At 59.4% G+C, this 23,517-nt stretch carries 20 protein-coding genes and 4 pseudogenes; 7 read left to right on the top strand and 17 right to left on the bottom strand.

Annotation, left to right across the window (positions count from 1 at the left end):
- Positions 1-266 precede the first annotated feature (266 nt).
- Positions 267-500: pseudogene (locus PMI09_RS29925) on the top strand (helix-turn-helix domain-containing protein); the annotation flags it as partial.
- Here the strand turns inward: PMI09_RS29925 and PMI09_RS32745 are convergent.
- The 3 genes from PMI09_RS32745 to PMI09_RS01615 form a co-directional block, all read right to left on the bottom strand.
- Positions 410-1,018, bottom strand: coding sequence for a hypothetical protein (locus PMI09_RS32745; protein ID WP_007788201.1), 609 nt, complete (start codon positions 1,016-1,018; stop codon positions 410-412). The pseudogene PMI09_RS29925 and the gene PMI09_RS32745 sit on opposite strands and share 91 nt — an antisense overlap.
- 545 nt (positions 1,019-1,563) lie before the next feature.
- Positions 1,564-1,791, bottom strand: coding sequence for a hypothetical protein (locus PMI09_RS01620; protein ID WP_007788196.1), 228 nt, complete (start codon positions 1,789-1,791; stop codon positions 1,564-1,566).
- 58 nt (positions 1,792-1,849) lie between these two features.
- Positions 1,850-2,242: a DUF983 domain-containing protein gene (locus tag PMI09_RS01615; protein WP_007788194.1), complete on the bottom strand. Its 393-nt coding sequence runs from the start codon at positions 2,240-2,242 to the stop codon at positions 1,850-1,852.
- A gap of 314 nt (positions 2,243-2,556) precedes the next feature.
- Here PMI09_RS01615 and PMI09_RS01605 point away from each other — a divergent pair, with 314 nt between their 5' ends.
- A complete protein-coding gene (locus tag PMI09_RS01605) occupies positions 2,557-3,933 on the top strand; it encodes an aminotransferase-like domain-containing protein (RefSeq protein ID WP_007788193.1) in 1,377 nt (458 codons plus the stop codon).
- Between the two features lie 61 nt (positions 3,934-3,994).
- On the opposite strand, the gene PMI09_RS01600 is transcribed toward PMI09_RS01605, so the two are convergent.
- Positions 3,995-4,258 carry a hypothetical protein gene (locus PMI09_RS01600; protein ID WP_007788192.1) on the bottom strand — a complete coding sequence of 88 codons (264 nt, stop codon included), beginning with the start codon at positions 4,256-4,258 and terminating at the stop codon, positions 3,995-3,997.
- A gap of 4 nt (positions 4,259-4,262) precedes the next feature.
- Positions 4,263-4,777 (bottom strand): annotated as a pseudogene (locus PMI09_RS01595) (Ku protein); the annotation flags it as partial.
- Between the two features lie 549 nt (positions 4,778-5,326).
- On the opposite strand from PMI09_RS01595, the gene PMI09_RS01590 reads away from it, so the two are divergent.
- The 4 genes and pseudogenes from PMI09_RS01590 (at position 5,327) to PMI09_RS32495 (ending at position 7,742) form a co-directional block, all read left to right on the top strand.
- Complete coding sequence (locus tag PMI09_RS01590; protein WP_007788190.1) at positions 5,327-6,001, top strand: peroxiredoxin-like family protein; 675 nt, start codon at positions 5,327-5,329, stop codon at positions 5,999-6,001.
- A 772-nt stretch (positions 6,002-6,773) separates the two neighbouring features.
- Positions 6,774-6,929: pseudogene (locus PMI09_RS31625) on the top strand (helix-turn-helix domain-containing protein); the annotation flags it as partial.
- Between the two features lie 6 nt (positions 6,930-6,935).
- Positions 6,936-7,454 (top strand): annotated as a pseudogene (locus PMI09_RS01580) (IS30 family transposase); the annotation flags it as partial.
- Between the two features lie 159 nt (positions 7,455-7,613).
- Positions 7,614-7,742, top strand: coding sequence for a hypothetical protein (locus tag PMI09_RS32495; protein ID WP_274533069.1), 129 nt, complete (start codon positions 7,614-7,616; stop codon positions 7,740-7,742).
- A 41-nt stretch (positions 7,743-7,783) separates the two neighbouring features.
- Here PMI09_RS32495 and PMI09_RS01575 read toward each other — a convergent pair whose 3' ends face one another.
- Positions 7,784-9,568 (bottom strand): APC family permease, encoded by a 1,785-nt coding sequence (locus PMI09_RS01575; protein WP_007788185.1) that lies wholly within the window; start codon positions 9,566-9,568, stop codon positions 7,784-7,786.
- Positions 9,569-9,811: 243 nt separating this feature from the next.
- On the opposite strand from PMI09_RS01575, the gene PMI09_RS01570 reads away from it, so the two are divergent.
- Positions 9,812-12,181, top strand: a complete 2,370-nt coding sequence (locus PMI09_RS01570) for a DUF1989 domain-containing protein (protein ID WP_007788184.1) — start codon at positions 9,812-9,814, stop codon at positions 12,179-12,181.
- 4 nt (positions 12,182-12,185) lie between these two features.
- Here the strand turns inward: PMI09_RS01570 and PMI09_RS32490 are convergent, their stop codons facing one another.
- The 11 genes from PMI09_RS32490 to PMI09_RS01515 form a co-directional block, all read right to left on the bottom strand.
- A complete protein-coding gene (locus tag PMI09_RS32490; RefSeq protein ID WP_037081587.1) occupies positions 12,186-12,785 on the bottom strand; it encodes a methyl-accepting chemotaxis protein in 600 nt (199 codons plus the stop codon).
- A gap of 113 nt (positions 12,786-12,898) precedes the next feature.
- Positions 12,899-14,236: an NAD(P)-binding domain-containing protein gene (locus tag PMI09_RS01560; RefSeq protein WP_007788182.1), complete on the bottom strand. Its 1,338-nt coding sequence runs from the start codon at positions 14,234-14,236 to the stop codon at positions 12,899-12,901.
- A 68-nt stretch (positions 14,237-14,304) separates the two neighbouring features.
- A complete protein-coding gene (locus PMI09_RS01555; protein WP_007788181.1) occupies positions 14,305-15,345 on the bottom strand; it encodes a heme-dependent oxidative N-demethylase family protein in 1,041 nt (346 codons plus the stop codon).
- A 27-nt stretch (positions 15,346-15,372) separates the two neighbouring features.
- Complete coding sequence (locus PMI09_RS01550; RefSeq protein ID WP_007788180.1) at positions 15,373-16,338, bottom strand: PDR/VanB family oxidoreductase; 966 nt, start codon at positions 16,336-16,338, stop codon at positions 15,373-15,375.
- Positions 16,335-16,940: a dimethylamine monooxygenase subunit DmmA family protein gene (locus tag PMI09_RS01545; protein ID WP_007788178.1), complete on the bottom strand. Its 606-nt coding sequence runs from the start codon at positions 16,938-16,940 to the stop codon at positions 16,335-16,337. Before PMI09_RS01545 ends, PMI09_RS01550 begins: the two co-directional genes overlap by 4 nt.
- A gap of 10 nt (positions 16,941-16,950) precedes the next feature.
- Entirely contained in the window at positions 16,951-18,084 is a 1,134-nt protein-coding gene (locus PMI09_RS01540) for an aminomethyltransferase family protein (protein ID WP_007788177.1), read from the bottom strand.
- Between the two features lie 111 nt (positions 18,085-18,195).
- A complete protein-coding gene (gene folD, locus PMI09_RS01535) occupies positions 18,196-19,095 on the bottom strand; it encodes a bifunctional methylenetetrahydrofolate dehydrogenase/methenyltetrahydrofolate cyclohydrolase FolD (protein WP_007788176.1) in 900 nt (299 codons plus the stop codon).
- 3 nt (positions 19,096-19,098) lie between these two features.
- Positions 19,099-19,983, bottom strand: a complete 885-nt coding sequence (gene purU, locus PMI09_RS01530) for a formyltetrahydrofolate deformylase (RefSeq protein ID WP_007788175.1) — start codon at positions 19,981-19,983, stop codon at positions 19,099-19,101.
- Between the two features lie 100 nt (positions 19,984-20,083).
- Positions 20,084-21,391, bottom strand: a complete 1,308-nt coding sequence (gene glnT, locus PMI09_RS01525) for a type III glutamate--ammonia ligase (RefSeq protein ID WP_007788174.1) — start codon at positions 21,389-21,391, stop codon at positions 20,084-20,086.
- A 79-nt stretch (positions 21,392-21,470) separates the two neighbouring features.
- Positions 21,471-22,799, bottom strand: a complete 1,329-nt coding sequence (locus PMI09_RS01520; RefSeq protein WP_007788172.1) for an FMN-binding glutamate synthase family protein — start codon at positions 22,797-22,799, stop codon at positions 21,471-21,473.
- A gap of 15 nt (positions 22,800-22,814) precedes the next feature.
- Entirely contained in the window at positions 22,815-23,501 is a 687-nt protein-coding gene (locus tag PMI09_RS01515) for a GXGXG domain-containing protein (RefSeq protein ID WP_007788171.1), read from the bottom strand.
- Between the last annotated feature and the right edge of the window lie 16 nt (positions 23,502-23,517).

Here is a 23,517-nt window from a genome sequence, read left to right as displayed (position 1 = left end):
CGCAACAGCCAAATGACCTTTCACGACGGTTTCGGAAGGTTGCCTAAAAGGTCATTAGGATCGAGAAAGCAACACTGCCCAAATGACCGTCGAGTTCCATAAGTTATCTTATCTGACTTCTGGGTGTAAGGGCTATTTAGTAATGCGACAGTTGGGCCAGTTAGAGATGCGACAGTCTCGCCTCTCGACGCACTGGTCAAAGCCAACGTTGGGAGCAAGGATGGCGACCTTCAGCCTGGTCGAGACCATGAGCGGTCGGAGTCGTCATGCCCTGTTTGATCACCATGTCGCAGAAAGAATTGCATCGCCTCGAAGTCATTCAGAAGATCCGTGATCGACGCCTAAGTGTTGTCCAAGCCGCCGAGCTGCTTGGACTCAGCCGAAGTCAGCTGCACAGGCTGCTGCAGGCCTATGACCATTCCGGTGCGGCCGGCCTGATTTCGAAGAAGCGATCGAGACCAAGCAATCGGCGCCACAGCGAGGCGTCAGGAATGGCGGCGAGGATCTGCTTCACGGTGTCCTGCGCTTCCGTGATCTTGCCCAACTGTGCGTAGCTCGCGGCCATGAAGACCAGCGAATAGCTCGGCATCGGCTCCGGCGCCCGTTTGGCGGCCTCGATGGATTTCTCATAGTCCTTGACGGCGAAATACGCCCAACTGAGAAAGGCAAAGCGGTACATCGCCTCGGGATCTTGCGGCGTGATGTCCTTGAGCGCCGCGATCGCGATTTCCGGCTTGCCGGCTTGGACAGGGATGTTTCCTTCGCCGATGATTGGCGCCAGATCATTCGGCATGAGGCGACGCACCAGATCAAGCTCGTCCATCGCCTTGTCGAAATCCCTTTTGTAGATGGCCAGCAGATCCGCCATCAGCCAATGGCCAAGCCCCTTCCCAAGAGGAGGGAGATTGCCCGCAAGACCTTCCTGTGCATAGCGGAACGCCGTCTCCAGATCCTTCGGATCGGAACTCCAGCCTCCAATGTATCGCTGGTCGTACCCCCAGCCCAGCTTGATCTTCAACAGCGCAGAATCCGGAAATTTGGCGAGCCCCTCCGCCCATGCTTGAATGGCACGTTCGTTATCTTCCTTTGTGAAGCGCTCGTAAAAATAATGGCCTCGGAAACAATCAACTGCGCAACAATTCGAACTGGTCGCCGCTCTTTCGGACGCTGCCCTCGACGATGTAGCGAACGCCCAGTTCTTTGCCGATCTGCCTAGCGTCAACATGTGCTAACCGAAAAAGGCCTGCTGTTGTGGCTAGGCTGTAGTTGCCCGTGACGTTGCTCGCCGTCAGGCAGCCATGGAAGACATTAGCAGCGCTGGTGCCGGTAGTTACGACACCGCGTCCCGCGTTGCTCGAAAAGTCGCCCGACACGTTCATCCGCGAGCAGTTGTTGCCGTAGAAGCCGTGGCGCGAGTAGCCGCTGCCGTTCAGCCCTACACCGCGGAACGTTGTGACGTAGGCACGAAATAGAGGCGGGACGTTGCTTCGGCCATGTCAAAGGCGCTGGATGCGTAAATGTGGTCGACGTTGAATTCAGGGGCTCATCAAATCAATGATGCCATCATGGGAAGCTCAAGTCCAAACCGACCATCCTGCTAAGGACGAAAGTGAAGAGTCCCACGCATACGAGCAATAAGACGAAGACTGCGGCCATCTTGCCGCCCGTGCGTAGCACCGCGCCTCTCTCCCCATTCTCCCCTTGATCGTAATGCCACTTGATGGCGAAATACATGCCCGTGCCTAACACGAGAAGCTTGAACGGAAGGAAGAAGGCAATGAACCAATCCATTTTGAACATTCCCAGGTATTAGTTGACACAACACTATTCACTCGTGAGGAGCACTACCTCACGACTTCGGCCGAACGTAGTCGTGGTCGATCTTTCCCTCTTCCGCCTTGAAGAAGAACTGGCTGTTGATGAGCCAGCCCTTCAGCGGCCGGAGAGGCAAAAGACAAGCTAGAAGTACCAGCGGGAGGGACGTGAATAGGTGCACCCACATCGAGGGGGAATAGGCGACCTCGATCCAGCATGCCACTGCCACTGCCGGTACGCATGTGAAGCAGATTACGAAGAACGCGGGGCCATCCGCTGGATCGGCGAAGGAGTAGTCGAGGCCACAAACTTCGCATTTGGGCTTCACAGTAAGAAAGCCGTCGAAAAGGTGCCCTTGTCCACATTGGGGGCACAGACCACGCAGGCCCGTTTGTATGGGCGGCAATGGAGGCCATTCCGTAGTCATTGCGTCATCTTTCCAAGATTGATTGAATGCATTTATACATACAAATATCCATTCAAGTGCTCCATCTTACAAATTGTCGCAGAGTTTGCTCCGGCCCGAACGAGGCCTCCAAGACCGTGCCAGAGCGCCTCAGCGAATCTCCAGTCAGTCGTTCGATCTCAATGAACGTGCGATAGCTGCCATGCAGCTTCATGAACGCTATGATGGCTTCGAGTTTCGGCTTCCTGTTCATCCAGGCTTCAATTTGCTTGACAAGCAGGCTAGTTCGCCATCCATATAATATCCATATATTTGTTTAATTGAATGGACAATCGATGACTTCTACATCTTGGACACCTCAGCTTGCCACCCGTGAGGGACCCATTTATTTGTCGATTGCGGATGCTTTGGCGGAGGACATCGCAAGCGGTAGATTGGCCGAAGGGGTGAGGCTTCCAACGCAGCGCAAACTTGCTGACGACCTTGGCATCGACTTCACCACAGTCAGCCGAGCCTACTCGGAGGCCCGCAGTCGTGGCCTGATTGAAGGCAAGGTGGGTCAAGGGACATACGTGCGATCAAAGCGCGGTGCGCGCCCAACACAGCAGCCCTCTGGCGTCGTCGACATGAGCATGAACCTGCCGCCGAGGTTTCTCGATCCCGTCCTTGAACAGAGAATGTGGGATGGCGCGAAAGAGCTTCAGGAACAGGGCTTGGACCTCCTGCTAAGGTACCAGGAACCCGGCGGCATCATGGAGGATCGTATCGTCGCCGCGTCCTGGCTCTCAAGACGGATTCCAGGGATACCGGCTGATCGAGTGGTAGTCGCCTCAGGCGCGCAGGGAGCGCTTCACGCCATTCTCAGCGTGCTGACAGAACCCGGCGATGTCGTCTGCGCGGAAGAACTCACCTACCCTGGATTCCGCTCGATCGCATCTCATCTCAGGGTCAAATTGGCTCCGATCGCAATGGACGATCATGGGCTTGTTCCGGGCGCCTTTGCGCAGGCATGCAAGGAGACGAAGCCGAAAGCGCTCTATTGTATGCCAACGCTTCAAAATCCGACGACACGGACATTGTCCGTTCAGAGGCGGCACGATCTCGTAAACATTGCGCGGACGTATGGCGTGCCGATTATCGAGGACGATGCGTATAGCGGCCTTGTCTCGGCCCCGCCACCGCCACTTGCAGCGCTGCTGCCCGAGGCGGTCTATCATGTGGCCAGCTTATCCAAGTGCCTGTCTCCCGCCCTTCGGGTCGCATATGTCGCCGTACCGGAAGGTCGTACGCATCGGGTGGCCAACGCGATCCGCGCCTCGGCGTCAATTGTTTCTCCGCTCACGAGCGCTCTAGCGTCTCAATGGATAGAGACGGGAGTAGCGGATGTTGTCAGAGGCGAAATAGTCAAGGAGACTGGGAAGCGCCTGGACGCCGTCAAGGCGATCCTTCCGTTCGATTTTGAATCCTCTCCGGGCGGCTTCCACGTGTGGCTGAAGGTTCCCGAGCCTTGGACGCGAGGCGAACTGGTTTCCAGATTGCGTTCGATAGGGATCGGTATCGTAACCAGCGACGCCTTTGCAATTGCGTCCGCGCCCGAAGCCATACGACTTGCGCTTGGCGCTCCGTTGAACCTTGAGGAGCTTACACGCGCCCTCCGAATTTTGGCGGACCTTCTAGCCCAGCAGCCCGCGATTTCCACAATGGTAGTCTGACCATTCAGCCGGCAACCCGTACTGGCCCCTCCTCGGCCTGCTCACTAGGAGCCCTGCGGGGCTAATGATGGGTGTCCAACAGCGGCTGGGCGTCGTCCAAGTTACCGTTGCTGACAGCATCGTATGTATTAAGGCTCCTGCCGCCCCCGCGCGTGCCGTACGCAGTCAACTGAACCAATATTGCTCGAGCGCGCTCCACCGCGGTTTCTTCGTCCAGATACGCGCCGTCGGCAACGTGTACCGTGACCGCGTCGCCGTCATCGCCGACGAAGTCGATCCGCCAGCCGGCGTTTTCATGGGCTACCTTGGTGTTTGTCAGATGCATGATATCACCCGGCCTTTCGCCCTTTGAGGACGGCTTGAATGCTCTTCTTCAAAGCGTCCACGATATTGACGACGTTCGATGCGGGCGCTGCGCTGCTTTGCCCTTTGCCGTCTTCTCGGGCTTCAGTAGCTTCTTCTTCTCCTCGATCAGCTTCAGCAGGCTGGTCTGGATCGGGTCGCTGACCATGTTTGTCGACCAGCGGGCCGACTTCTGCTTGATGAGTTTCTGGACAAGGGGAACGAGATCGGGATCGGCTTCGACCTCGATGTCCTCGAAGTAACCCTCTTCCGGCCGTACCTCGTCGCCGAAACGCAACGACCACAGAACAATGCCTTCGTCGCGGGGTTCGAGGATGACGGCACGCTCGCGGCGGCCCATGACGAGCTTCGAAACGCCAACGACCTTGTCCGCCTTCATCGCGTCCCTAGTGACGGCAAAAGCTTCGTTCCCGACCGCGTCGTCAGGCATCAGATAGTGCGGCTTCTCCAGGTAGACCCACTCGATGCTGTCGGCCAATACCCGGCGGTTACCGCTTTTGTGCTGGGCCAACATCGCCGGATCGCGTCTACTGCGATCACCACCACAACATTGTGACCGCCGTGGACCCTCGTCGAGCCCGTTCGGGTCTCCATTTCCCTCAACGACGCGCCGCTTAGGTTACGTTTTGGTGGGATGAGCCGTCCGCGCCCTGGCGGCGGGCGTCGCTCCGCCGTCTATCAATGTCGGCCCACAAATCTCTTTTGCAATTCGGCGACCCAATTTCAGTCAAGGAAGCGCTACGTGTCAGACTTGACGACAGCCTCAGCGAAATCGGGCACTTCCAGACCTTGGCGCACCTGGGTATCAAGAGCCTGCTCGGCCCGTGGGGCGCCATATAGCAAAAGCGTTGCCCTCCGTAAGAACTAGCGTCCGCCCTCTCCGTGTTATATATGGACTATCGACGCCGACCTCGACGCTGTCCTAAGGCCGACCGCGATTTCAGCATGCCCAGGGACGTATGTGCCGCATATGGGCTCAAGCCCTCCGCCCGCACTTCCGTTGTAGATTGACCCGCAAGGAGGGATCAGCATGTCAGAACGTCTCAACATAGGCCCGCTGCAACCTGGCGAAACGGCGCCCAATGTCGTGCTCGACGCGATTACCCGCGAGGGCAAGATCGCCATCGACGATTTCCGAGGCGAGAAACCACTGCTGGTTGGGCTGTATCGAGGTCTCCATTGTCCTTTTTGCAGGCGCCATATCACCATGCTTTTGCAACTCACCCCAGCCCTCAAAGAGAAGGGCATCGAAAGCCTGACAGTGGTCAACACGCCCATGGAGCGGGCGCGCCTCTATCTGCGGTACAATCCGATGCTCGGCCTGCTCGCGGCATCCGATCCGGAGCGGACTTCACACCGCGCCTTTGGATTGCCGAATATGCAGATCACCGAAGACGAGAGCGCATGGCCGCAAAAGGTTTCGATGAGCGATGTGAAGTCGATGCGGGTCGACTTGCCGGGCGAGATGCCGGAACCGATGGACCCGTTTGCGGCGCTCGAATATCTGAACAAGAAGGACAGCTACGATATCACGGAAGCGGATCAACAGATGATGGCCACCGGCATGGGGCAGCTCGTCGGCCATTTCTTGCTGGACCGCGATGGCGTCGTTCGCTGGACTTCCAACGAGGTATTCGATGGCGGCCTATTCGGCGCCCCGAACACTCAGGAACTGATGTTGGCGGCGTCACAAATCGGAAGGTAAGGCGCAGCTTCGGTAGTGGGGCTGGGCGCTTCGACCGTTGCTATCGATATTGACGTCCGCTACGGAACGGGCTGGCAAGCTGTCTCGCCAGAGGTCATGGGCCTGCTCCACGGCCAAAATTGCGTTCGGGAGGAGTCCTCCAGAGAGAACTACAGAAAACTTCACGCTTTCGATCGCGTGATCTCTTATCGACAGGATTTCCGCTCTGCCGAACGTCGAACTCCATGTCGGGTGCGAGATCACGTCGCTGGCCGAAGACAGCCAGTCAGGCCTCGAGGCTACGATGGAAGACCTGACGGAAAAGACGGAACGAGTCTTCAAGCTCAGGCGGGTTTTCATGTTCATAGGAGCGGACCCCAATACTTCTTGGCTTCCGCCCGCCATCGAGGTCGACGACAAGGGGTTTGTCAAAGCCGGAGCGCCATTTGACGTGAAATCAACGGCCATCGCGGGGCGGCCCTCCATGTCGTTGGAAACAAGCGTTCCCAATGTCTTTGGTCCTTGTACACATCGGTGGATGTTCTTGCGATGACCTTGATGTAAGGTGATCGTGACAAACCGGCGATGAGGTCCTCTGTCGTTCTGTCGGCAAAATACTGCAGCGATGTGTCTCCGCTCATGTTCGAGAGCGGCAGAACTGCCAGCGTCGCCGGACCGGTGGGAAGGCTGGGCCGCTGATAGAAATACCAGGCTCCGATGCCAGCGAGGATGACGGCGAGGAAACACAGGGCCAGGGCGGCGAAGGCGCTCCCTCGGCCCCGCGCCAGCATCGGCTGCCGAACTGCTCGACCTCAGTCGAAGTCAGATGCACAGGCTGCTGCAGGCCTATGACCAGGATGGTCCAGCCGGCCTGGTTTCGAAGAAGTGATCGAGACCAAGCAATCGGCGCCACAGCGAGGAGTTTCGCAATGCGGCGCTGGACTTGATCCCGCTTGACTACAGAATCTCCCAACGCCCTGATTTTATTGGTGATCGTTCACAGTTCGGGCATTGGGAGGGCGATCTCCTGATCGCCCGGCGTGAACTCGGAGATACCAACGTCACCTCGCTCGTCGAGCGCAAGAGCCGCTATACGGTGATGATCAAGAACCGCAGCCGGCACTCGCGGCCAATCATTGACAAGATCATCGATGCGTTCTCACCTTTGCCGGCCTTCGCCCGCCAGAGTTTCACCTTCGACCGCGGTACCGAGTTTCGCGGCTTTCGGGCTTTGGAAGATGGGATCGGCGCCAGAAGCTGGTTCTGCGATCCCAATTCGCCCTGGCAAAAAGGCGCTGTCGAGAACACCAACAAGCGCATTCGACGCTTCATGCCAGGCGATACGGATCTGTCCAACGTCGCTCAGCAGCAGCTCGTCGACCTCGCTCATCACCTGAATTCGCTGCCAAGAAAGTGCTTGGGCTACAAAACACCGGCGGAGGTCTTCATGGCGCATTTGCGTGAATGCGGCTAATCCCCTACCCTTTACATGCCCATGTTGCACTTGGTGTAGATTCTCCAAAAAAACTCTTGCTGGTCTTGGATCGTTGGTAAGCGTGCTGACTGGATGTGCAGGCAGCACAAAAGCAGTTGCCGGGGCGCCGGCCCTTTTGTGGAGCGCCCGATAAAGCTTATGACAGCAATGCTTGACCAGATCATTCCCCAGACCGGTGCCGGGGCGGTCATCCCCGGCAACCATTCGCGCAAGATCCCCATCCTCCCCGGCCCGGGCATCTACGAGATGCGCAACTGCCGAGGATAAATCAAGTGACGGGAAGATGCTGGTTCTGCCCTCGCCTTGCGCTATCCTGGCAGTTGGAAAAACCAATTGGCGATCAGCACGATTGCGAGGCCGCCGGCAAGCGCCAGATATGGCAGAATACCTGCCTTCTTCACACCTAGATCCAGTCCGACCAGGCCCAGATCCTCCATCGCCCCGGCAGGGAACTTGCCGCCGTCGCGCACATAGTGCCTGTAGGCGAAAACCGGCAGGATCAACGCGGCGAAAGCGAAGCCGATCCAGAGCGCGTTCGCGTAACCCCAGACCTTGGCGCCGGCACCGAGGAAGAGCGCATTGACGAAAGCGAGAACGGTGTTGAGGCCGATGAGCCAGGTCGGCGCCTTCCACGGACGCCCGATATGGCCGGAGTCGATGCGGTGGATCCAGCCGGAATTGAGATTGAGGAAGTTGAAGATGATGTAACCGACGTTGGAGACGGCGAGCACGAAGAAATAGCCGCTGGTGTCAGATGCAATGGCGAGAAGGGCGAGGTTAAAGGCGAAGTCCGTCCACATTGCCCTGGTCGGTGCGCCATTCTCGTTCACATGGTCGAGATATTTCGGCAGCCAGCCGTCCTTCGAGCCCTGATAGAGCGTGCGTGAGGAACCGGCCATCGCGGTCATGATCGCGAGGAACAGCGCCAGGATCATCAGGATGACGAGCAGCTGCGTGACGATCCTGCCGGCGCCGATCAGGCCACCGAGCGCTTCGCCTACACCGGTGCCATCTACGATGCCCGGCGCCAACATGCCGGCATGGCCGAGCACGCCCTGGAAGGCGAAGGGCACGAGGAAGAAGAACAGGCAGCAGGCAAGACCGGAATAGAAAATCGCCTTGAACGTGTCGGTCTTCGGATTCTTGAGCTCGCGCGTATAGCAGACGGCGGTCTCAAAACCATAGGTCGACCAGGCAGCGATATAGAGGCCGCCGAGGAAGAGCGTCCAGCCGCCATTGCTCCAGGTACCGTCGGTGCCGGCATAGGCGGCTGTCGGCGGCACGAGGCCGGTGACGTTGGAGGCAATGATCTGGCCGCTGACGATCGGATAGACACCGATGATCAGCAACGGCACGAGAACGATGATCGCGAGCCACTTCTGCACGCTTGCCGTCTCAGAAATGCCGCGATGCTGGATCGCGAAGATGATCAGCATCAGGATCCCACCGATGAAGAAGGTGGCGTTGATGTTGGCGGTCGCGAGGAATGGAATGTTGAAGCTGACGAGAGACCAGTTGCGGATGGCTGGCGTCAGCGCGGCAACGCCATCGGCGCTGAGCAACGCGCTTACAGCATCCTGTGGCGACGTGCCGGCGTGAGCTGCCATATATTCAGCAACGCGCGGGCTATCGGCCGCTATGGACGTGGCATGCGCGCTGATCCAGGTGATGACGGCCTGCGAGTCCGCCGCCGGGATCGGGAAAAAGGCATTGAGAATATAGCCGGCTGCGATGGCACAACCCAGCGACAGCACCGGCGACCAGGCAAACCAATTGCACCAGACCGAGAGTGGCGCGATGAACTTCGAATAGCGCAACCAGGCAGTCGCACCGTAGACGGAGGCGCCGCCGGACTTGTTGGCAAACATGCCAGCAATTTCGGCGTAGGTGAAAGATTGCAGAAATCCCATGATCATCGAGATGATCCACACGGCGAAGGCGAGCTTGCCCGTTGTTCCGGCGATACCGCCGATGGAGAAAAGAACGAGCGGCGGCACGCCCGCAGCAACCCAGAACGCGCCCTTCCAGTCGAGCGCGCGTATAAGCTTACCTTCGGTGCCAGCGGAAACGCTGGCGTCCACAATATCAGTCATCGATGAAGTTCCCCGTTTTTGTTCCGAACGTAACTTTCGTACGTCTCCTTGAACGTGCCTCCCATGGCATTTCGGGCTTGCTGGAGGTTTTCGTGAGCCGCGTCTGCGCGCGGATTTCCAGTCTAGGCCCTTTATAGAAAGTAAATATATTTTCTTTTTAGTCAACATCCCTTTACTTTCGGGAGGCGTTTTGTCAGCATGAATCGAGTGCCGGGAGGCACATCGCTCCGCCGAGAGGATTGCATGCGAGATCTCCATCCGACGATCGCCGGAGTGCGGCCCCCTTCGGCGAGCATAATCCGCTATCCGGGCATCGCGACATTGCCGCCGAATACAGAACGCTACCGCTGCAAGGGTGGCGGATCGCTCGTTATGCGCGTCGAGCCGGGTGATCATATCACGGTGACCGACAGCGAGGGCGGACAGGCCTGCGAACTGTCCTTCCTCGATACGACGGGCAAGTTCCAGGCCGCCGGCTTGGGAACGGCCTTCACCCATGCTGCGGAAGGGCTGAAATCCATCCTCTCTTCCAGCGACGAGAGCGCGGCAAGAACCCGCGCAGCATTGCAACGCCGTGGCGCCGATCTCTCGAAAGCCGGGGCTTTTCGTATCCTTGGAACGGCATCGCCTGCCGGCAGCACGGCCGAGTTCACGATTGCGCTGACAGGCCTGTTGATCGTCACGGCACCGGGCGATGCCATGTCACCGGAGGCACAGGACACCACGACGCCGATCGAGATTAGAATTCGGCGCAGCCAATTCATCCGCGACTATGCCTCCGCCTTGCCGGAACCGCTGGCAGACCCAATCGAGGATATCCGTATCAGGGCGGCCACGGCGTCCGCCTACTTCGTGCGCGCCGGCGAATTCATCCAGATCATCGACGTCTACGGCCGGCAGTGCACCGACTTCCAGGCCTTTGCTGCCCGCAAGGTGGACAAGGGGTTGGATCTCGCGCTCGATGCCACCATCACCCGCACTCTGCTCGGCCGCAGCTATCCCGCGCCCGGCCTGCCCTCGAAAGCCTTCGATCGCGACTTCGAACCGCTGGTGGAAATCGTGCAGGATACGGTCGGGCGTCACGACGCCTTCGCGACCGCCTGCAATTCCCGTTATTATGACGATATGGGCTATCCTGGCCACGTCAATTGCACCGACAACTTCAACGCGGCGCTGGCGCCCTATGGCATTGCCGGCCGCAAGGGCTGGGAAGCGCTCAACTACTTCTACAACACCAATATCGACCACAATAATCAGCTCTATCTCGACGAACCTTGGTCGCGGCCGGGCGACTATGTACTGATGCGGGCGCTGACCGATCTCGTCTGCGTCTCCTCCTCCTGCCCCGACGATATCGACGCGGCGAATGGCTGGGACCCGACGGATATTCACGTCCGCACCTTTTCCGGAAAAGAGAAATTCTCACGAGCGGTAGCCTATCGCATGACCCCTGACGCCGACGCCGAACTGACGCGCGAAACCGCGTTCCACCCTCGCCTCTGCGCACTGACGCGGGACTACACCGAATATCGCGGCTACTGGCTGCCGAACCGCTTTGCCGCCGAAGGCCCGGTCGAGGAATATTGGGCCTGCCGTGAACATGCTGCCGTCATCGATCTCTCGCCACTTCGCAAGTTCGAGGTGACGGGGCCGGATGCCGAAGAGCTGCTGCAATATTGCCTGACACGCGATGTCCGCAAGCTATCGACCGGCCAGGTCGTCTATTCAGCCATGTGCTATGAAAACGGCGGCATGATCGACGACGGCACGCTCTTCCGGCTCGGCGACAAGAATTTCCGCTGGATCGGCGGCGACGACTACAGCGGCATCTGGCTGCGCGAGCAGGCTGAGAAGAAGGGCTTCAAGGCCTGGGTACGCTCATCGACCGACCAGATGCACAATATCGCCGTGCAGGGACCGAAGAGCCGCGACATCGTGAAGGAGATCATCTGGACGGCGCCGCGCCAGCCGACGATCGGCGAACTGGAATGGTTCCGCTTCGCCGTTGGCCGCATCGGCGACTTCGAGGGCGCTCCCGTCGTCGTCTCGCGCACGGGTTACACCGGTGAGCTCGGCTACGAGATTTTCTGCCATCCCAAGGATGCTTTGACCGTCTTCGACGCCATCTGGCAGGCGGGGCAACCGCACGGTCTGAAGCCCATGGGTCTCGAAGCCCTCGACATGGTTCGCATCGAGGCGGGACTGATCTTCGCCCATCACGAATTCACCGACCAGACGGATCCCTTCGAGGCCGGCATCGGCTTCACCGTGCCGCTGAAATCCAAGCAGGATGATTTCATCGGCCGCGACGCACTTATCCGCCGCAAGGAGAACCCACGCCACCTTCTGGTCGGGCTAGATGTCCAGGCCAATGAAGCGGTCGGCCATGGCGATTGTGTTCATATTGGCCGAGCACAGGTCGGCGTCGTCACCAGCGCCACACGCTCACCGATCCTCGCCAAGACGATCGCGCTTGCCCGCATCGACGTGACTCATGCAGGCGTCGGCACCGCGGTTGAGATTGGCAAGCTCGACGGCCAGCAGAAACGCTTGCCGGCCGTCATCGTGCCGCTCTCACACTACGATCCGCAAAAGACGCGGCCGCGGTCCTAATCGGCTACTCCGTTTTGCGCTGCGCATTCGAGATCGCCCGTGCGGCCTCCTCCGAAGAGTTGGCGAGAGAGCGCATCTCCGCCGCCAGCACGGCAAAGCCGGACCCAGCCGTTCCGGCTCTTGCCGCCTCTATGCCGGCATTGACCGCAAGCAATTTCAGGTAGCGCAGAGACTGCAGAATTTCGCCGGTCTTGGAGGCGGTGACCCGCATATCCGCGGTCTGTTCGTCGATACGCCGATAGAGCGATTCGATATTGATGATGCTGCCTTCGAGATAGAGCAGCGCGCCCGCTTCATCCCATACGCCGCCGCCAGTCTCCGTGACCCAGATGAAATGACCGTCACTGTGGCGTATCCGATATTCCATCGTCCAGTCGGTGCGGCTCTCCAACGCCTTGCCGACAACCTCGTCCATGATCGGCACGTCCTCCTCGCACATGATGGAGGTGAAGGACCGCGTGCGGTTGCCGATGATCTCGTCGGCGCGATAGCCGAAGACGCGCTCGATGCCATCGGTCATTTCCAGCATCGTATAGTTCTCATCGGCGCGGCAACGATAGAGAAAGCCGCTCATGCGGCCGAGAACGCTCGTTTGGAAATCCATGAAGACCATGCCCGAAGAAAAAGAGTTGCAGATCAAGGTGCTTCGTCTTGTTTCAAACACACCGGAAAGGGCCGCGACGAACGGCCTCCCGGTTACGCAGTCTTACGAGATCCTCAGTTACGCAGATATTCCTCCATCGAGTCGTCGAGCGCTTCGACCCAGGGCGTGTGATGCTTCGGCGACAGATTGCCGGTCATCAGTGAGCGATAGGCATGGTCGCGGAAACCCATGATGTTTTCCGCCTTGTGGTGCTCCCACTCCATGAAGGTCCTGTTCGTGCCTTCGATGTCGAAGCTCGGATAGTCGGTCTCGGCAAGCAGCTCCTTCACATAGTCGCCCTGATACCAGATCATCTGCTCGGCATCTTCCAGCGTCTCCTCGCGGGCACGCCACATATCGAAATTCGCCTTCAGTTCCTCTTCCGGCGGCAGCTCGATGCGGCCCATCATGACATCGCGCGCCCACCAGGCCTGCACGTCGAACATGTTGAAGGTGTAAAACTGGTCCTGCATGCCGATATAGAAGAGCTGCGGATTCTTGTCGAAGATCACGCCTTTGTAGAGACCGTCGGCCCACAGCCGGTTTGCGGTCTTCAGGCGCAACTCGTCCGGCAGGAAAGGAAAATGGTGCTGGTATCCGGTGCACAGGATCAGCGCATCGACCTGCTTGCTCGAACCATCGAGGAAATAAGCGGTCTTGTTTTCGAGCTTGGTCAGTAGCGGCCGTTCCTCGAAATTCTCCGGCCATTTGAAGCCCATCGGCTTCGAGCGGTAGCTCGTCGTCACCGATTTGGCGCCGTATTTCCAGCATTGCGAGCCAATGTCTTCGGCCGAATAGCTGCGGCCGACGATGAGGATGTCCTTGCCCTTGAATTCCAGCGCATCGCGGAAGTCATGGGCATGCAGCACACGGCCGTTGAAGGTCTTCACACCCTCGAAATAGGGAACGTTCGGCGTCGAGAAGTGCCCGGTGGCGACGACGACATAGTCGAATTCCTCGTCATACATGCGGTCTTCGACGCGGTCGTGCGCTGTTACCGTGAATTTCTTCGTTTCCTCGTCGAAACGCACCATGCGTACCGGCGTGCTGAAGCGGACCCATTTGCGCACATCCGCCTTGTCGACGCGGCCCTTGATATAGTCCCACAGCACGGCGCGCGGCGGATAGGAGGCGATCGGCTTGCCGAAATGTTCCTCGAACGAATAATCGGCAAATTCCAGGCATTCCTTCGGGCCGTTCGACCAGAGGTAACGATACATGCTGCCGTGAACCGGCTCACCATATTCGTCGAGGCCGGTGCGCCAAGTATAATTCCAAAGCCCTCCCCAGTCCGACTGCTTTTCGAAGCACACGACTTGCGGAATGTCGGCACCCTTCTTGGCAGCCGATTGGAAGGCCCGCAATTGAGCGAGTCCCGATGGTCCGGCACCGATAACGGCAACTCTTGTCATGAAGCATTCCCCTTCTCGATTTTATCGAAGTTCTTATCGCATGCAGTCATTTGGCGCGGCGGCCGGGATCAATCCGGGAAGATGCCGGGGCCTGTGGGAGCCCCGTCGTCATATGTCGAAAGCCAGTCGATCGTCGTCTGGCGGTAGCGCGTCAGGCCTTTGTAGTCGATGAGCTCCGGCGGCAGGGTGCGTAGCACGCGCGGAAAGCGGCGCGCCCACTTCGGCACGGTCACGAGCTCGTTCATGTTCATCAGATAGCAGCGGATGACGAAGAGAATGGCGTTCGAACGCGGCAGACGCCAAAGGCTCTGCAACTCGACGCGCAGATGCACCTTCTCCCCGACATTCGCTGGCGTCACGGTCGTGCGGTCAGGACCCCATTTGGGATAGTTCTCAGGACTGGTATCGAGGCGGGGATTGATGGTCATCGTCCAGTTGAAGCGCCGCGTCGGCTTGCCCTGCTGTAGGTTCAGGAGGAACTTCAGCGCGCGGTCGAAGACGCCGATCTGATGGGCAAGCGGCACCGGCCCGTGCCATTCCATGAAATTCATGCCGATGTCGAAATCAAGCGACCAGTCGGCCTGCGTCGTCACCATGCCGGCATCCATCCACAGGTTGCCGTCGCGCTGGTCGACGATGCAGAAGTCACCCTGGGCCTGGCGGGTGATATATTCGAAGGGCTCGTAGGGCAGCGTTGAAGCATCGCCGAAGGTGAAGCTATCGTCGATGCCGAGCGGCCGGTTGATCCAGCGCCACTGGTCGCCGTTCTTGATCAGCGTGAAATGCTCGGGGTAACCGGCGGCCTGCTCCTCCATCAGCAGCTCCAGCGTATCCCATTGCGCCGTCATCATATGCGGCAGCGCCTGATAGCGCAGCGGATCTTCCTTCAGCACCAGCGCCCGATCGTGCATCTCGGCGACATAATGCTCATCGACATCGATCAGGCTTTCGTAGACGGTGCCCGCCTGCCCCTTCACATGCGGTTCCATGTTGACGGAATACATGTACTCGTCGCGATCGAAGGGGAACGGAAAGCGCCGGATGTTTTCCGGACTGTTCCGGTAGCTGAAATCGTCCCGGAAGGTTTCCTGCTTGAAGGCGATTGCCATGTCCGTTCTCCTGGTTCGGCCCGATGCCTAGAGGTCGAGATGCAGCGTGTTTCCCTCGAAGCGGGAGACACAGATCATCACCTTGCGGCCGGAAGCCTTTTCTTCATCGGTCAGATAGACGTCGTGGTGCAAGAGCTTGCCCTCGCAGGCGGCAACCACCGTCTCGCACTGTCCGCAGGCTCCGCCGCGGCAGAGGAAGGGCGCGTCGACACCCGCCGCCTCGATTGCGTCCAGCATGCTCTCGTGATGGCCGACATGCACCGTCTTGCCGGAGCGCGTCAGTTTGATCGAGAACGGCTTGCCGGGTCTTGAGGAGAGGAAGCGTTCAGAATGCAGGTTCTGCTCTGGCCAGCCGGCCTCCAGACCCGTCCTTAGCACGCCATCGATCATGCCGGCCGGGCCGCAGACATAGAGATGCGTACCGAGCGGCTGGCTCTCGAGCAGGCGGGCAACGGGAATAAAATTGCGATCGGCATCGCAATAGATCTTCACCCGCTGCGCGCCATAGCGCGCGACGACGTCCTGGCAATAGGCTCCGCGATCGAGCGAACGCACCGCATAATGCAGCTCGAAATTGGCACCCTCGCGGGAAAACTGCTCCATCATGGCGATGAAGGGCGTAATGCCAATGCCGCCGGCAATCAGCAGATGCTTGCGGCCACGCCAATCCGGCTGGAAGAGGTTGACTGGATAGCTCACCCTGAGCTCGTGGCCTTCGCTGACCTTCTCATGCATGAAGCTGGAGCCGCCGCGCGAATCCTCGACATGCAGCACGCTGACCTCATAGCCCGAGCAATCATGCGGCGGCGACATCAGCGAATAAGCGTTGCGTCTGATATGCCCTTCGTCGTTCATCGAGACGATCACGTGCGCACCGCCGGAGAAATAAGGCATCGGCTTGCCATCGAGGCGTTCGAAGCGGAAGCGTTTGATCCGATGCGCGATCGGCGTCACCTTCGTCACGCGGACGGGAATTTCAGTACCACCGCTCATAGGAACAACTCCTCCGGATCAGGGGCGCTGCCCGGCTCTTCCGCATCGATGTTGACCCCCTGAAAGGCTCCGAGCCGGCGCGAATAATGGTCGCGCACCAAGAGCGGAAGTGCGCAGTGACCGCAGGCAAAGGGGCTGTGGGTGACATCCTCGCTAATGCCCTTGCAGTGGACGCACTGCACGCGACGCGCCAGCGAGCCACGATGCTCCGTCATGATCGAGGCATGGTCCATGCCGTAATCAAGCGCCACCATCATTGCCTGGCCGATAAAGCCTTCGGTGCCGGCAATATAAAGTCGCGTGCCCATACGGGCGGTGGCGAGCGAACCTTTGAGGCGAAAGAGCAGCGTCGCAATCGTCGGCGCTGCGAAGAACATATCGACGCCGAGCCTGCGCAGGATCTCATCATGGCCCTTGCCCTGCGAGCCGCGCGCAACATAGAGGACTTCGCTGCGAGCAAGTCCCGTTTCGTCAAGCGCAGCCTGCTGCTCGATAAGAGCCAGCGCGCCCTCGCCTTCCAGAGCGAAAATATGCTTGCGTGCCGTTGGCTGGATGATCAGGCCCCTGTAGACGGGTCGGCTCTTAATGCCTTCAACAAGCATGGCGCGCTCCCTAACCGATCGCGGTCCGCTTCTTTTTTTCCGGATCGTCGAATGGCAGCGTGTGCGCAATTGCACTGGCTTTGACGTTCTTGCCACGAACCTCGAGCTTTGTGCCCTGCACGGCCTTATCGACGTCGAGACGGGCGATCGCCATGGATTTCTTGGTCAGCGTGGAATAGCTCGTGCAGGTGATGACACCGACCTTCTTTCCGTCGGCAACGACCTCGTCGCCGAGGTCGGCGGGGCCGTCGGCATCGATCAGCATGCCGAAAATCTTGAAGCGTTCCTTCCCTTTCAGGCGCGCATGTTCCTCAGCGCCGCGGAAGCCGGTCTTGCCGGGACTGACCGTGAAGTCGAGGCCGAGTTCCCAAAGACTGTCGCCTGGCGGCTGATCGGCAAAGGGATACATCTGAGAATTGTCGTAGGGATAAAAGAGCAGATAACTTTCGACGCGCAGCATGTCGAGGACGCTGAAGCAGCAAGGAATAATTCCCATATCTTCGCCTTCGGCGACGATCCGGTCCCAGACCATGACGGCATCCTGACCGCGCACGAAGATTTCATAACCGCGCTCGCCGGTATAGCCGGTGCGCGAGATCATCACAGGTGCGCCAAAGAGCGTGGTCTGCATATGGTGGAAATATTTGAGATCGCGAATGCCAGGTACATATTTGGCGAGATAATCGACCGCGATCGGCCCCTGCAGCGAAAGATCGTGCAGGTCGTCGTCGAAAAGCACGGCGCAATTGCGACCTGCCGCCTGCTTGACGATCTCTTCGTGGCCGGAGCCCGAGCCATGCACCAGCATCCAGGAATTCGGGCCAGTACGATAGACAATGCAATCGTCTGTGAAATGGCCGCGGTCATTCAACATCGCGGCATAAACCGAGCGGCCGGGATAGATCTTCGTCATGTCGCGGGTGGTTATGTAGTCGAGGACGGCGATGGCATGCGGGCCGACGAGATGAACCTTTTTCAGCCCCGAAACGTCCATGATGCCGGCTTTTGTCCGGACCGCGACATGCTCTTCGGACATGTCCTTATCGTAGGTCCAGGCGGTGCCCATTCCGCTCCAGTCCTCAAGCTTCGAGCCCAGAGCGCGATGTCGGTCCGCCAAGGCGGAAAAACGCCAAGATAACGTCATTTCGTTCCCTCATTTTCTTCTATGGAATATTTATTTCCTGACTATAATCGGCTTTCGTGTCTTGGCAAGTCGACCCGAATGGTTTTTGTCGTCGTTTAGATGGATTTTCCCTCAAAACGTCGGCGGCTGCCTTCCCGCGGCGCGATGGGCGGCAACGACGGTATTGGCCATCAGCATGGCAATCGTCATCGGTCCGACACCGCCCGGCACCGGCGTGATCGCAGCGGCAAGATCCGAGGCTTCTGCATAGGCGACATCGCCCACCAGCCGGCTCTTGCCCTCGCCCCGCTCGGGTGCGGCAATGCGGTTGATACCGACATCGATGACCGTCGCTCCCGGTTTGATCCAGTCGGCCTTGACCATCTCCGGACGGCCGACCGCAGCCACCAGGATATCGGCGCCGCGTGCCACGGTCGCCAGATCCTTCGTGCGCGAATGCGCCATGGCCACCGTCGCATTGGCATGGAGCAGCAATTGCGCCATCGGCTTGCCGAACAGGTTGGAGCGGCCGATGACGACGGCATTCAGCCCCGACAGGTCCTCGCCATTGATGGAGCGCACGAGAAGCATGGCGCCGGCCGGCGTGCAGGAGATCAGGCCGGTTGCGAGATCGCCGGTCGCAAGCTTGCCGGCATTGACCACATGCAGACCATCGACGTCCTTCTCCGGCCGGATCGACTGGATGATCGCATCGGCATCCAGATCCTTCGGCAGCGGCAGCTGCACCAGGATGCCATGGATGGACGGGTCTTCGTTCAGCGACCGCACGAGGCCAGCAAGCTCGCCTTGCGTCGTCTCCGCCGGCAACGTGTGCTGGATCGAGTTGAAACCGCACTCCTTGGCCATCTTGCTCTTGGAATTCACATAGGTGTGACTGGCCGGATCGTCGCCAACGATGACGACGGCAAGGCCCGTCTTCACACCCGTCTCCTTTTCCAGCGCCGACGTTGCCGTCTTTACCGCATCAATGACCGAAGCCGCCACCTGCTTGCCGTCGATGACCTTGCCCATCGCTCACCCCATGCGCTCAGAAGCATAGCTTCCCGGGCTGGCTGGGAAGACGATGGTGCGGTTGCCGTTGAGGAAGGTGCGGTAGTGGATATGCGCATGGATGGCGCGGGCCAGCACCTGGCTCTCGACGTCGCGGCCGATGGATACGTAATCGTCGGCGCTTTGGGCGTGGGTGATGCGCGCCGTATCCTGCTCGATGATCGGGCCTTCATCGAGGTCGGCGGTTACATAATGCGCCGTGGCGCCAATCAGCTTCACACCACGCTCATAGGCCTGCTTGTAGGGGTTGGCCCCCTTGAAGCTCGGTAGGAAGGAATGGTGGATGTTGATGATCCGGCCCGACATCTTCTTGCAGAGCGCGTCCGACAGCACCTGCATATAGCGGGCAAGCACGATCAGTTCGGTGCCGGTCTGCTCGACGAGCTCCAGCAGTTGCGCTTCGGCCTGCTGCTTGTTGTCCTTCGTCACCTTGATGTGGTGGAAGGGAATGTCGTGATTGACGACCACCTTCTGGTAGTCGAAATGATTGGAAACCACGCCGACGATGTCGATCGGCAGCGCACCGATCTTCCAGCGATACAGCAGGTCGTTGAGGCAATGGCCAAAGCGCGACACCATCAAAAGCACCTTCATGCGCTTGTGGGCATCGTGGATCTCAGCCTCCATCTCGAACTTGCCGGCGATCGGCTTGAAGCCGTCGATCAGTGTCTCCTGCCCCACACCTTCCTCGGAGATGAAGCTCACCCGCATGAAGAACTTGCCGGTATCGAGATCGTCGAACTGCGAACTGTCGACGATGTTGCAGCCCTGATTGGCCAGATAGTTCGATATCGCCGCAACGATCCCACGCGTCGAGCGGCACGATACGGTCAATACGAATTTCATCATGCTGTCTCTTCCCTTGCCATTCGAAGCGCGCAGACTGTCATTGGCCGGGTTCCCGGTTCCGGCCTTTTGCGTCGCGCTTTTCAATTGTCGGGCCACTGGCTCAGACGTCAAGCGTAGTCTCGCGCTCCCACTGCGTGAAATGCGAGCAGTAGGAATTCCATTCCTGCTGCTTGAGCTTGAGATAGGCGGCGGAGAATTCGGACCCGATCGCTGCCTTCAGGCCCTCGTCGGCATCATAGGCGCGCAATGCATCAAGCAGGTTGAGCGGCAGGCGCGGCGCATCCTTCACCAGATGGCCTTCGGCATACATGTCGATATCGTGATGCGGGCCGGGATCGGCCTTGTTGCGAATGCCGTCAAGGCCGGCGGCAATGATGATCGCCTGGAGCAGGTACGGGTTGACCGCACCATCCGGCAGGCGCAGCTCGAAGCGGCCGGGGCCTGGCACGCGCACCATATGGGTGCGGTTATTGCCGGTCCAGGTCACCGTGTTCGGCGACCAGGTGGCGCCCGACGTCGTACGCGGCGCGTTGATGCGCTTATAGGAGTTGACCGTCGGATTGGTGATGGCGGCAAGCGACGAAGCATGTTTCATGATGCCGCCAAGGAAGTGCCTCCCCTCCGCCGAGAGGCCGAATTCCGCTTCCCTGTCGGCGAAGATGTTGGTCCTGCCGTCATTGCTCCACACCGAGATATGGCAATGGCAGCCATTGCCGGTCAGGCCCTTGAAAGGCTTCGGCATGAAGGTGGCGCGCAAGCCATGCTTCTCAGCAACCGACTTGACCATGAACTTGAAGAAGGAATGCTTGTCGGCCGTGCGCAGTGCGTCGTCATACTCCCAGTTCATCTCGAACTGGCCGTTGGCGTCCTCGTGGTCGTTCTGGTAGGGTTTCCACCCCAGTTCCAGCATGTAATCGCAGATCTCGGCAATGACATCGTAACGGCGCATAACGGCCTGCTGATCGTAGCAGGGCTTCTCGGCGGTATCGTATTCATCCGAGATTTTCCCGCCGTCAGCTGTGATCAGGAAGAATTCGGCTTCGACGCCGGTCTTGACCCGCTTGCCCTCGGCCCCGGCTTCCTTGACCAGCTTCTTCAAAACATTGCGCGGCGCCTGGGCGACCAGCTCGCCATCCATCAGCAAATCGGCCGCGACCCAGGCAACATCCTTCTTCCATGGGAGCTGGATGACGGAGGATGGGTCCGGCACTGCGAAGAGGTCCGGATGGGCGGGCGTCATGTCGAGCCAGGTGGCGAAACCGGCAAAGCCCGCGCCCTCTTCCTGCATGCCCGCGATCGCCTGCGCCGGCACAAGCTTGGCGCGCTGGCCGGAAAACAGATCGGTATAGCTGATCATGAAATATTTGATGCCCTTGTCTTTCGCAAAAGCAGCAAGGTCCAGTGTCATTCTCGTTCCCCTTTGGATTTCTTAGAGACACTTCGTTTTTGACGGGATGCCGCCGGGCATTTCTGCCCGGCGGTGAAATTCAGTAGCCTCCCTTGCCCGGATACCAGTTGGTGCCCGCAAGCGGGATCTGCGCCATGGCAGCAGCTTCCATGGTCAGCGCGCAGAGATCCTCCGGCTCCAGATTATGCAGATGGTTCTTGCCGCAGGCACGCGCAATCGTCTGCGCTTCGAGCGTCATCACCTTGAGATAGTTGGCAAGACGACGGCCAGCCGCAACCGGGTCGAGCCGCGCGGCAAGTTCCGGGTCCTGGGTCGTGATGCCGGCCGGATCCTTGCCTTCGTGCCAGTCGTCATAGGCGCCAGCGGTGGTGCCAAGCTTCTGATATTCTTCCTCCCAGCGCGGATCGTTGTCGCCGATCGCGACCAGCGCTGCCGTACCGATAGCGACCGCATCGGCGCCAAGCGCAAGCGCCTTTGCCACATCCGCACCGGAACGAATGCCGCCGGATATGATCAATTGCACCTTGCGGTGCATGCCGAGATCCTGCAGCGCCTGAACGGCGGGACGGATGCAGGCAAGCGTCGGCATGCCGACATTCTCGATGAAGACGTCCTGGGTCGCGGCCGTACCGCCCTGCATGCCGTCGAGGACGACGACATCGGCACCGGCCTTCACGGCCAAAGCCGTATCGTAATAGGGACGCGCGCCACCGACCTTCACGTAAATGGGCTTTTCCCAATCGGTGATTTCGCGCAGTTCCATGATCTTGATCTCAAGATCGTCCGGACCGGTCCAGTCCGGATGCCGGCAGGCCGAGCGCTGGTCGATGCCTTTCGGCAGATTGCGCATATTGGCGACGCGATCGGAAATCTTCTGGCCGAGCAGCATGCCGCCGCCGCCGGGCTTCGCGCCCTGGCCGACCACCACCTCGATCGCATCTGCACGCCGCAAGTCCCTCGGATTCATGCCGTAGCGCGAAGGAAGATACTGATAGACGAGCGTCTGCGAATGGCCGCGCTCCTCGTCGGTCATGCCGCCGTCGCCCGTCGTGGTAGACGTACCCGCAAGCGTGGCGCCGCGCCCGAGCGCTTCCTTGGCATTGCCCGACAGCGCGCCGAAGCTCATGCCGGCAATGGTAATCGGAGTCTTGAGCATGATGGGCTTTTTGGCAAAGCGGCTGCCGAGAACGACCGACGTGTCGCACTTCTCGCGGTAGCCCTCGAGCGGATAGCGCGAGATCGATGCACCGAGGAAAAGAAGGTCGTCGAAATGCGGCACCTTGCGCTTCGTGCCGGCACCGCGAATGTCGTAGATGCCGGTTGCCGCCGCACGACGGATCTCAGCAAGCGTATGGTCGTCGAATGTGGCGGACTTGCGCGGCGGCGTAAAGGGATTGTGATAGCTCATAGTGTCTCCCTCGCCTCAATACGCATCGGCGTTGTCGATGTTGAAATTATAGAGCTGGCGCGCCGATCCGTAGCGCTTGAACTCTTCCGGCCTGACGCCTCTCACGCCGGCCCTGTGGAGAAGCTCGGAAAGCTTTTCGAGATGCTCCGGGCGCATCTCCTTTTCAATGCAGTCCGAGCCGAGGCTCTTGACCGAGCCACGAACGAAAAGCTTGGCTTCGTAAAGGCTGTCTCCAAGGGCCTCACCGGCCTCACCGAGCACGACCAGATGGCCCGACTGCCCCATGAAGGCCGACATGTGGCCAATATTTCCATGAACGACGATATCAATGCCCTTCATGGAGATGCCGCAGCGCGAGGCGGCATTGCCCTTGATCACAAGGAGACCGCCCTGGCCGGTCGCGCCGGCATATTGGCTCGCGTCGCCTTCGATGACGACGGTGCCGGACATCATGTTCTCCGCGACACCCGGGCCGGCGGAGCCATGCACCGTGACGTTGCCGCCATCGTTCATGCCGGCGCAATAATAGCCGACGGATCCTCTGATATCGACGGTGACAGGAGCATCGATGCCGACGGCGACCGCATGATGGCCGCGCGGATTGACGACTTCGAAGGCGGTATCGTTGGCGCCGGCTGCAAGGCTGTGAAGCATGCTGTTAAATTCGCGCAGCGAGGTAACGGATAGATCGAAAACTGGCATGAAAGAACTCTCTCGA

The organism is Rhizobium sp. CF122 (assembly GCF_000282035.1).
In the GTDB taxonomy this organism is placed as follows: domain Bacteria; phylum Pseudomonadota; class Alphaproteobacteria; order Rhizobiales; family Rhizobiaceae; genus Rhizobium.
This window is presented reverse-complemented; position numbering and strand designations above follow the sequence as displayed.

Excerpts from the sequence above, each read along its gene's own strand:
- PMI09_RS01620 (WP_007788196.1), bottom strand. The coding sequence starts at position 1,791 with ATGGATTGGTTCATTGCCTTCTTCCTTCCGTTCAAGCTTCTCGTGTTA.
- PMI09_RS01615 (WP_007788194.1), bottom strand. The coding sequence starts at position 2,242 with ATGACTACGGAATGGCCTCCATTGCCGCCCATACAAACGGGCCTGCGT.
- PMI09_RS01605 (WP_007788193.1), top strand. The coding sequence starts at position 2,557 with ATGACTTCTACATCTTGGACACCTCAGCTTGCCACCCGTGAGGGACCC.
- PMI09_RS01600 (WP_007788192.1), bottom strand. The coding sequence starts at position 4,258 with ATGCATCTGACAAACACCAAGGTAGCCCATGAAAACGCCGGCTGGCGG.
- PMI09_RS01590 (WP_007788190.1), top strand. The coding sequence starts at position 5,327 with ATGTCAGAACGTCTCAACATAGGCCCGCTGCAACCTGGCGAAACGGCG.
- PMI09_RS32495 (WP_274533069.1), top strand. The coding sequence starts at position 7,614 with ATGACAGCAATGCTTGACCAGATCATTCCCCAGACCGGTGCCGGGGCG.
- PMI09_RS01575 (WP_007788185.1), bottom strand. The coding sequence starts at position 9,568 with ATGACTGATATTGTGGACGCCAGCGTTTCCGCTGGCACCGAAGGTAAG.
- PMI09_RS01570 (WP_007788184.1), top strand. The coding sequence starts at position 9,812 with ATGCGAGATCTCCATCCGACGATCGCCGGAGTGCGGCCCCCTTCGGCG.
- PMI09_RS32490 (WP_037081587.1), bottom strand. The coding sequence starts at position 12,785 with ATGGATTTCCAAACGAGCGTTCTCGGCCGCATGAGCGGCTTTCTCTAT.
- PMI09_RS01560 (WP_007788182.1), bottom strand. The coding sequence starts at position 14,236 with ATGACAAGAGTTGCCGTTATCGGTGCCGGACCATCGGGACTCGCTCAA.
- PMI09_RS01555 (WP_007788181.1), bottom strand. The coding sequence starts at position 15,345 with ATGGCAATCGCCTTCAAGCAGGAAACCTTCCGGGACGATTTCAGCTAC.
- PMI09_RS01550 (WP_007788180.1), bottom strand. The coding sequence starts at position 16,338 with ATGAGCGGTGGTACTGAAATTCCCGTCCGCGTGACGAAGGTGACGCCG.
- PMI09_RS01545 (WP_007788178.1), bottom strand. The coding sequence starts at position 16,940 with ATGCTTGTTGAAGGCATTAAGAGCCGACCCGTCTACAGGGGCCTGATC.
- PMI09_RS01540 (WP_007788177.1), bottom strand. The coding sequence starts at position 18,084 with ATGACGTTATCTTGGCGTTTTTCCGCCTTGGCGGACCGACATCGCGCT.
- folD (WP_007788176.1), bottom strand. The coding sequence starts at position 19,095 with ATGGGCAAGGTCATCGACGGCAAGCAGGTGGCGGCTTCGGTCATTGAT.
- purU (WP_007788175.1), bottom strand. The coding sequence starts at position 19,983 with ATGATGAAATTCGTATTGACCGTATCGTGCCGCTCGACGCGTGGGATC.
- glnT (WP_007788174.1), bottom strand. The coding sequence starts at position 21,391 with ATGACACTGGACCTTGCTGCTTTTGCGAAAGACAAGGGCATCAAATAT.
- PMI09_RS01520 (WP_007788172.1), bottom strand. The coding sequence starts at position 22,799 with ATGAGCTATCACAATCCCTTTACGCCGCCGCGCAAGTCCGCCACATTC.
- PMI09_RS01515 (WP_007788171.1), bottom strand. The coding sequence starts at position 23,501 with ATGCCAGTTTTCGATCTATCCGTTACCTCGCTGCGCGAATTTAACAGC.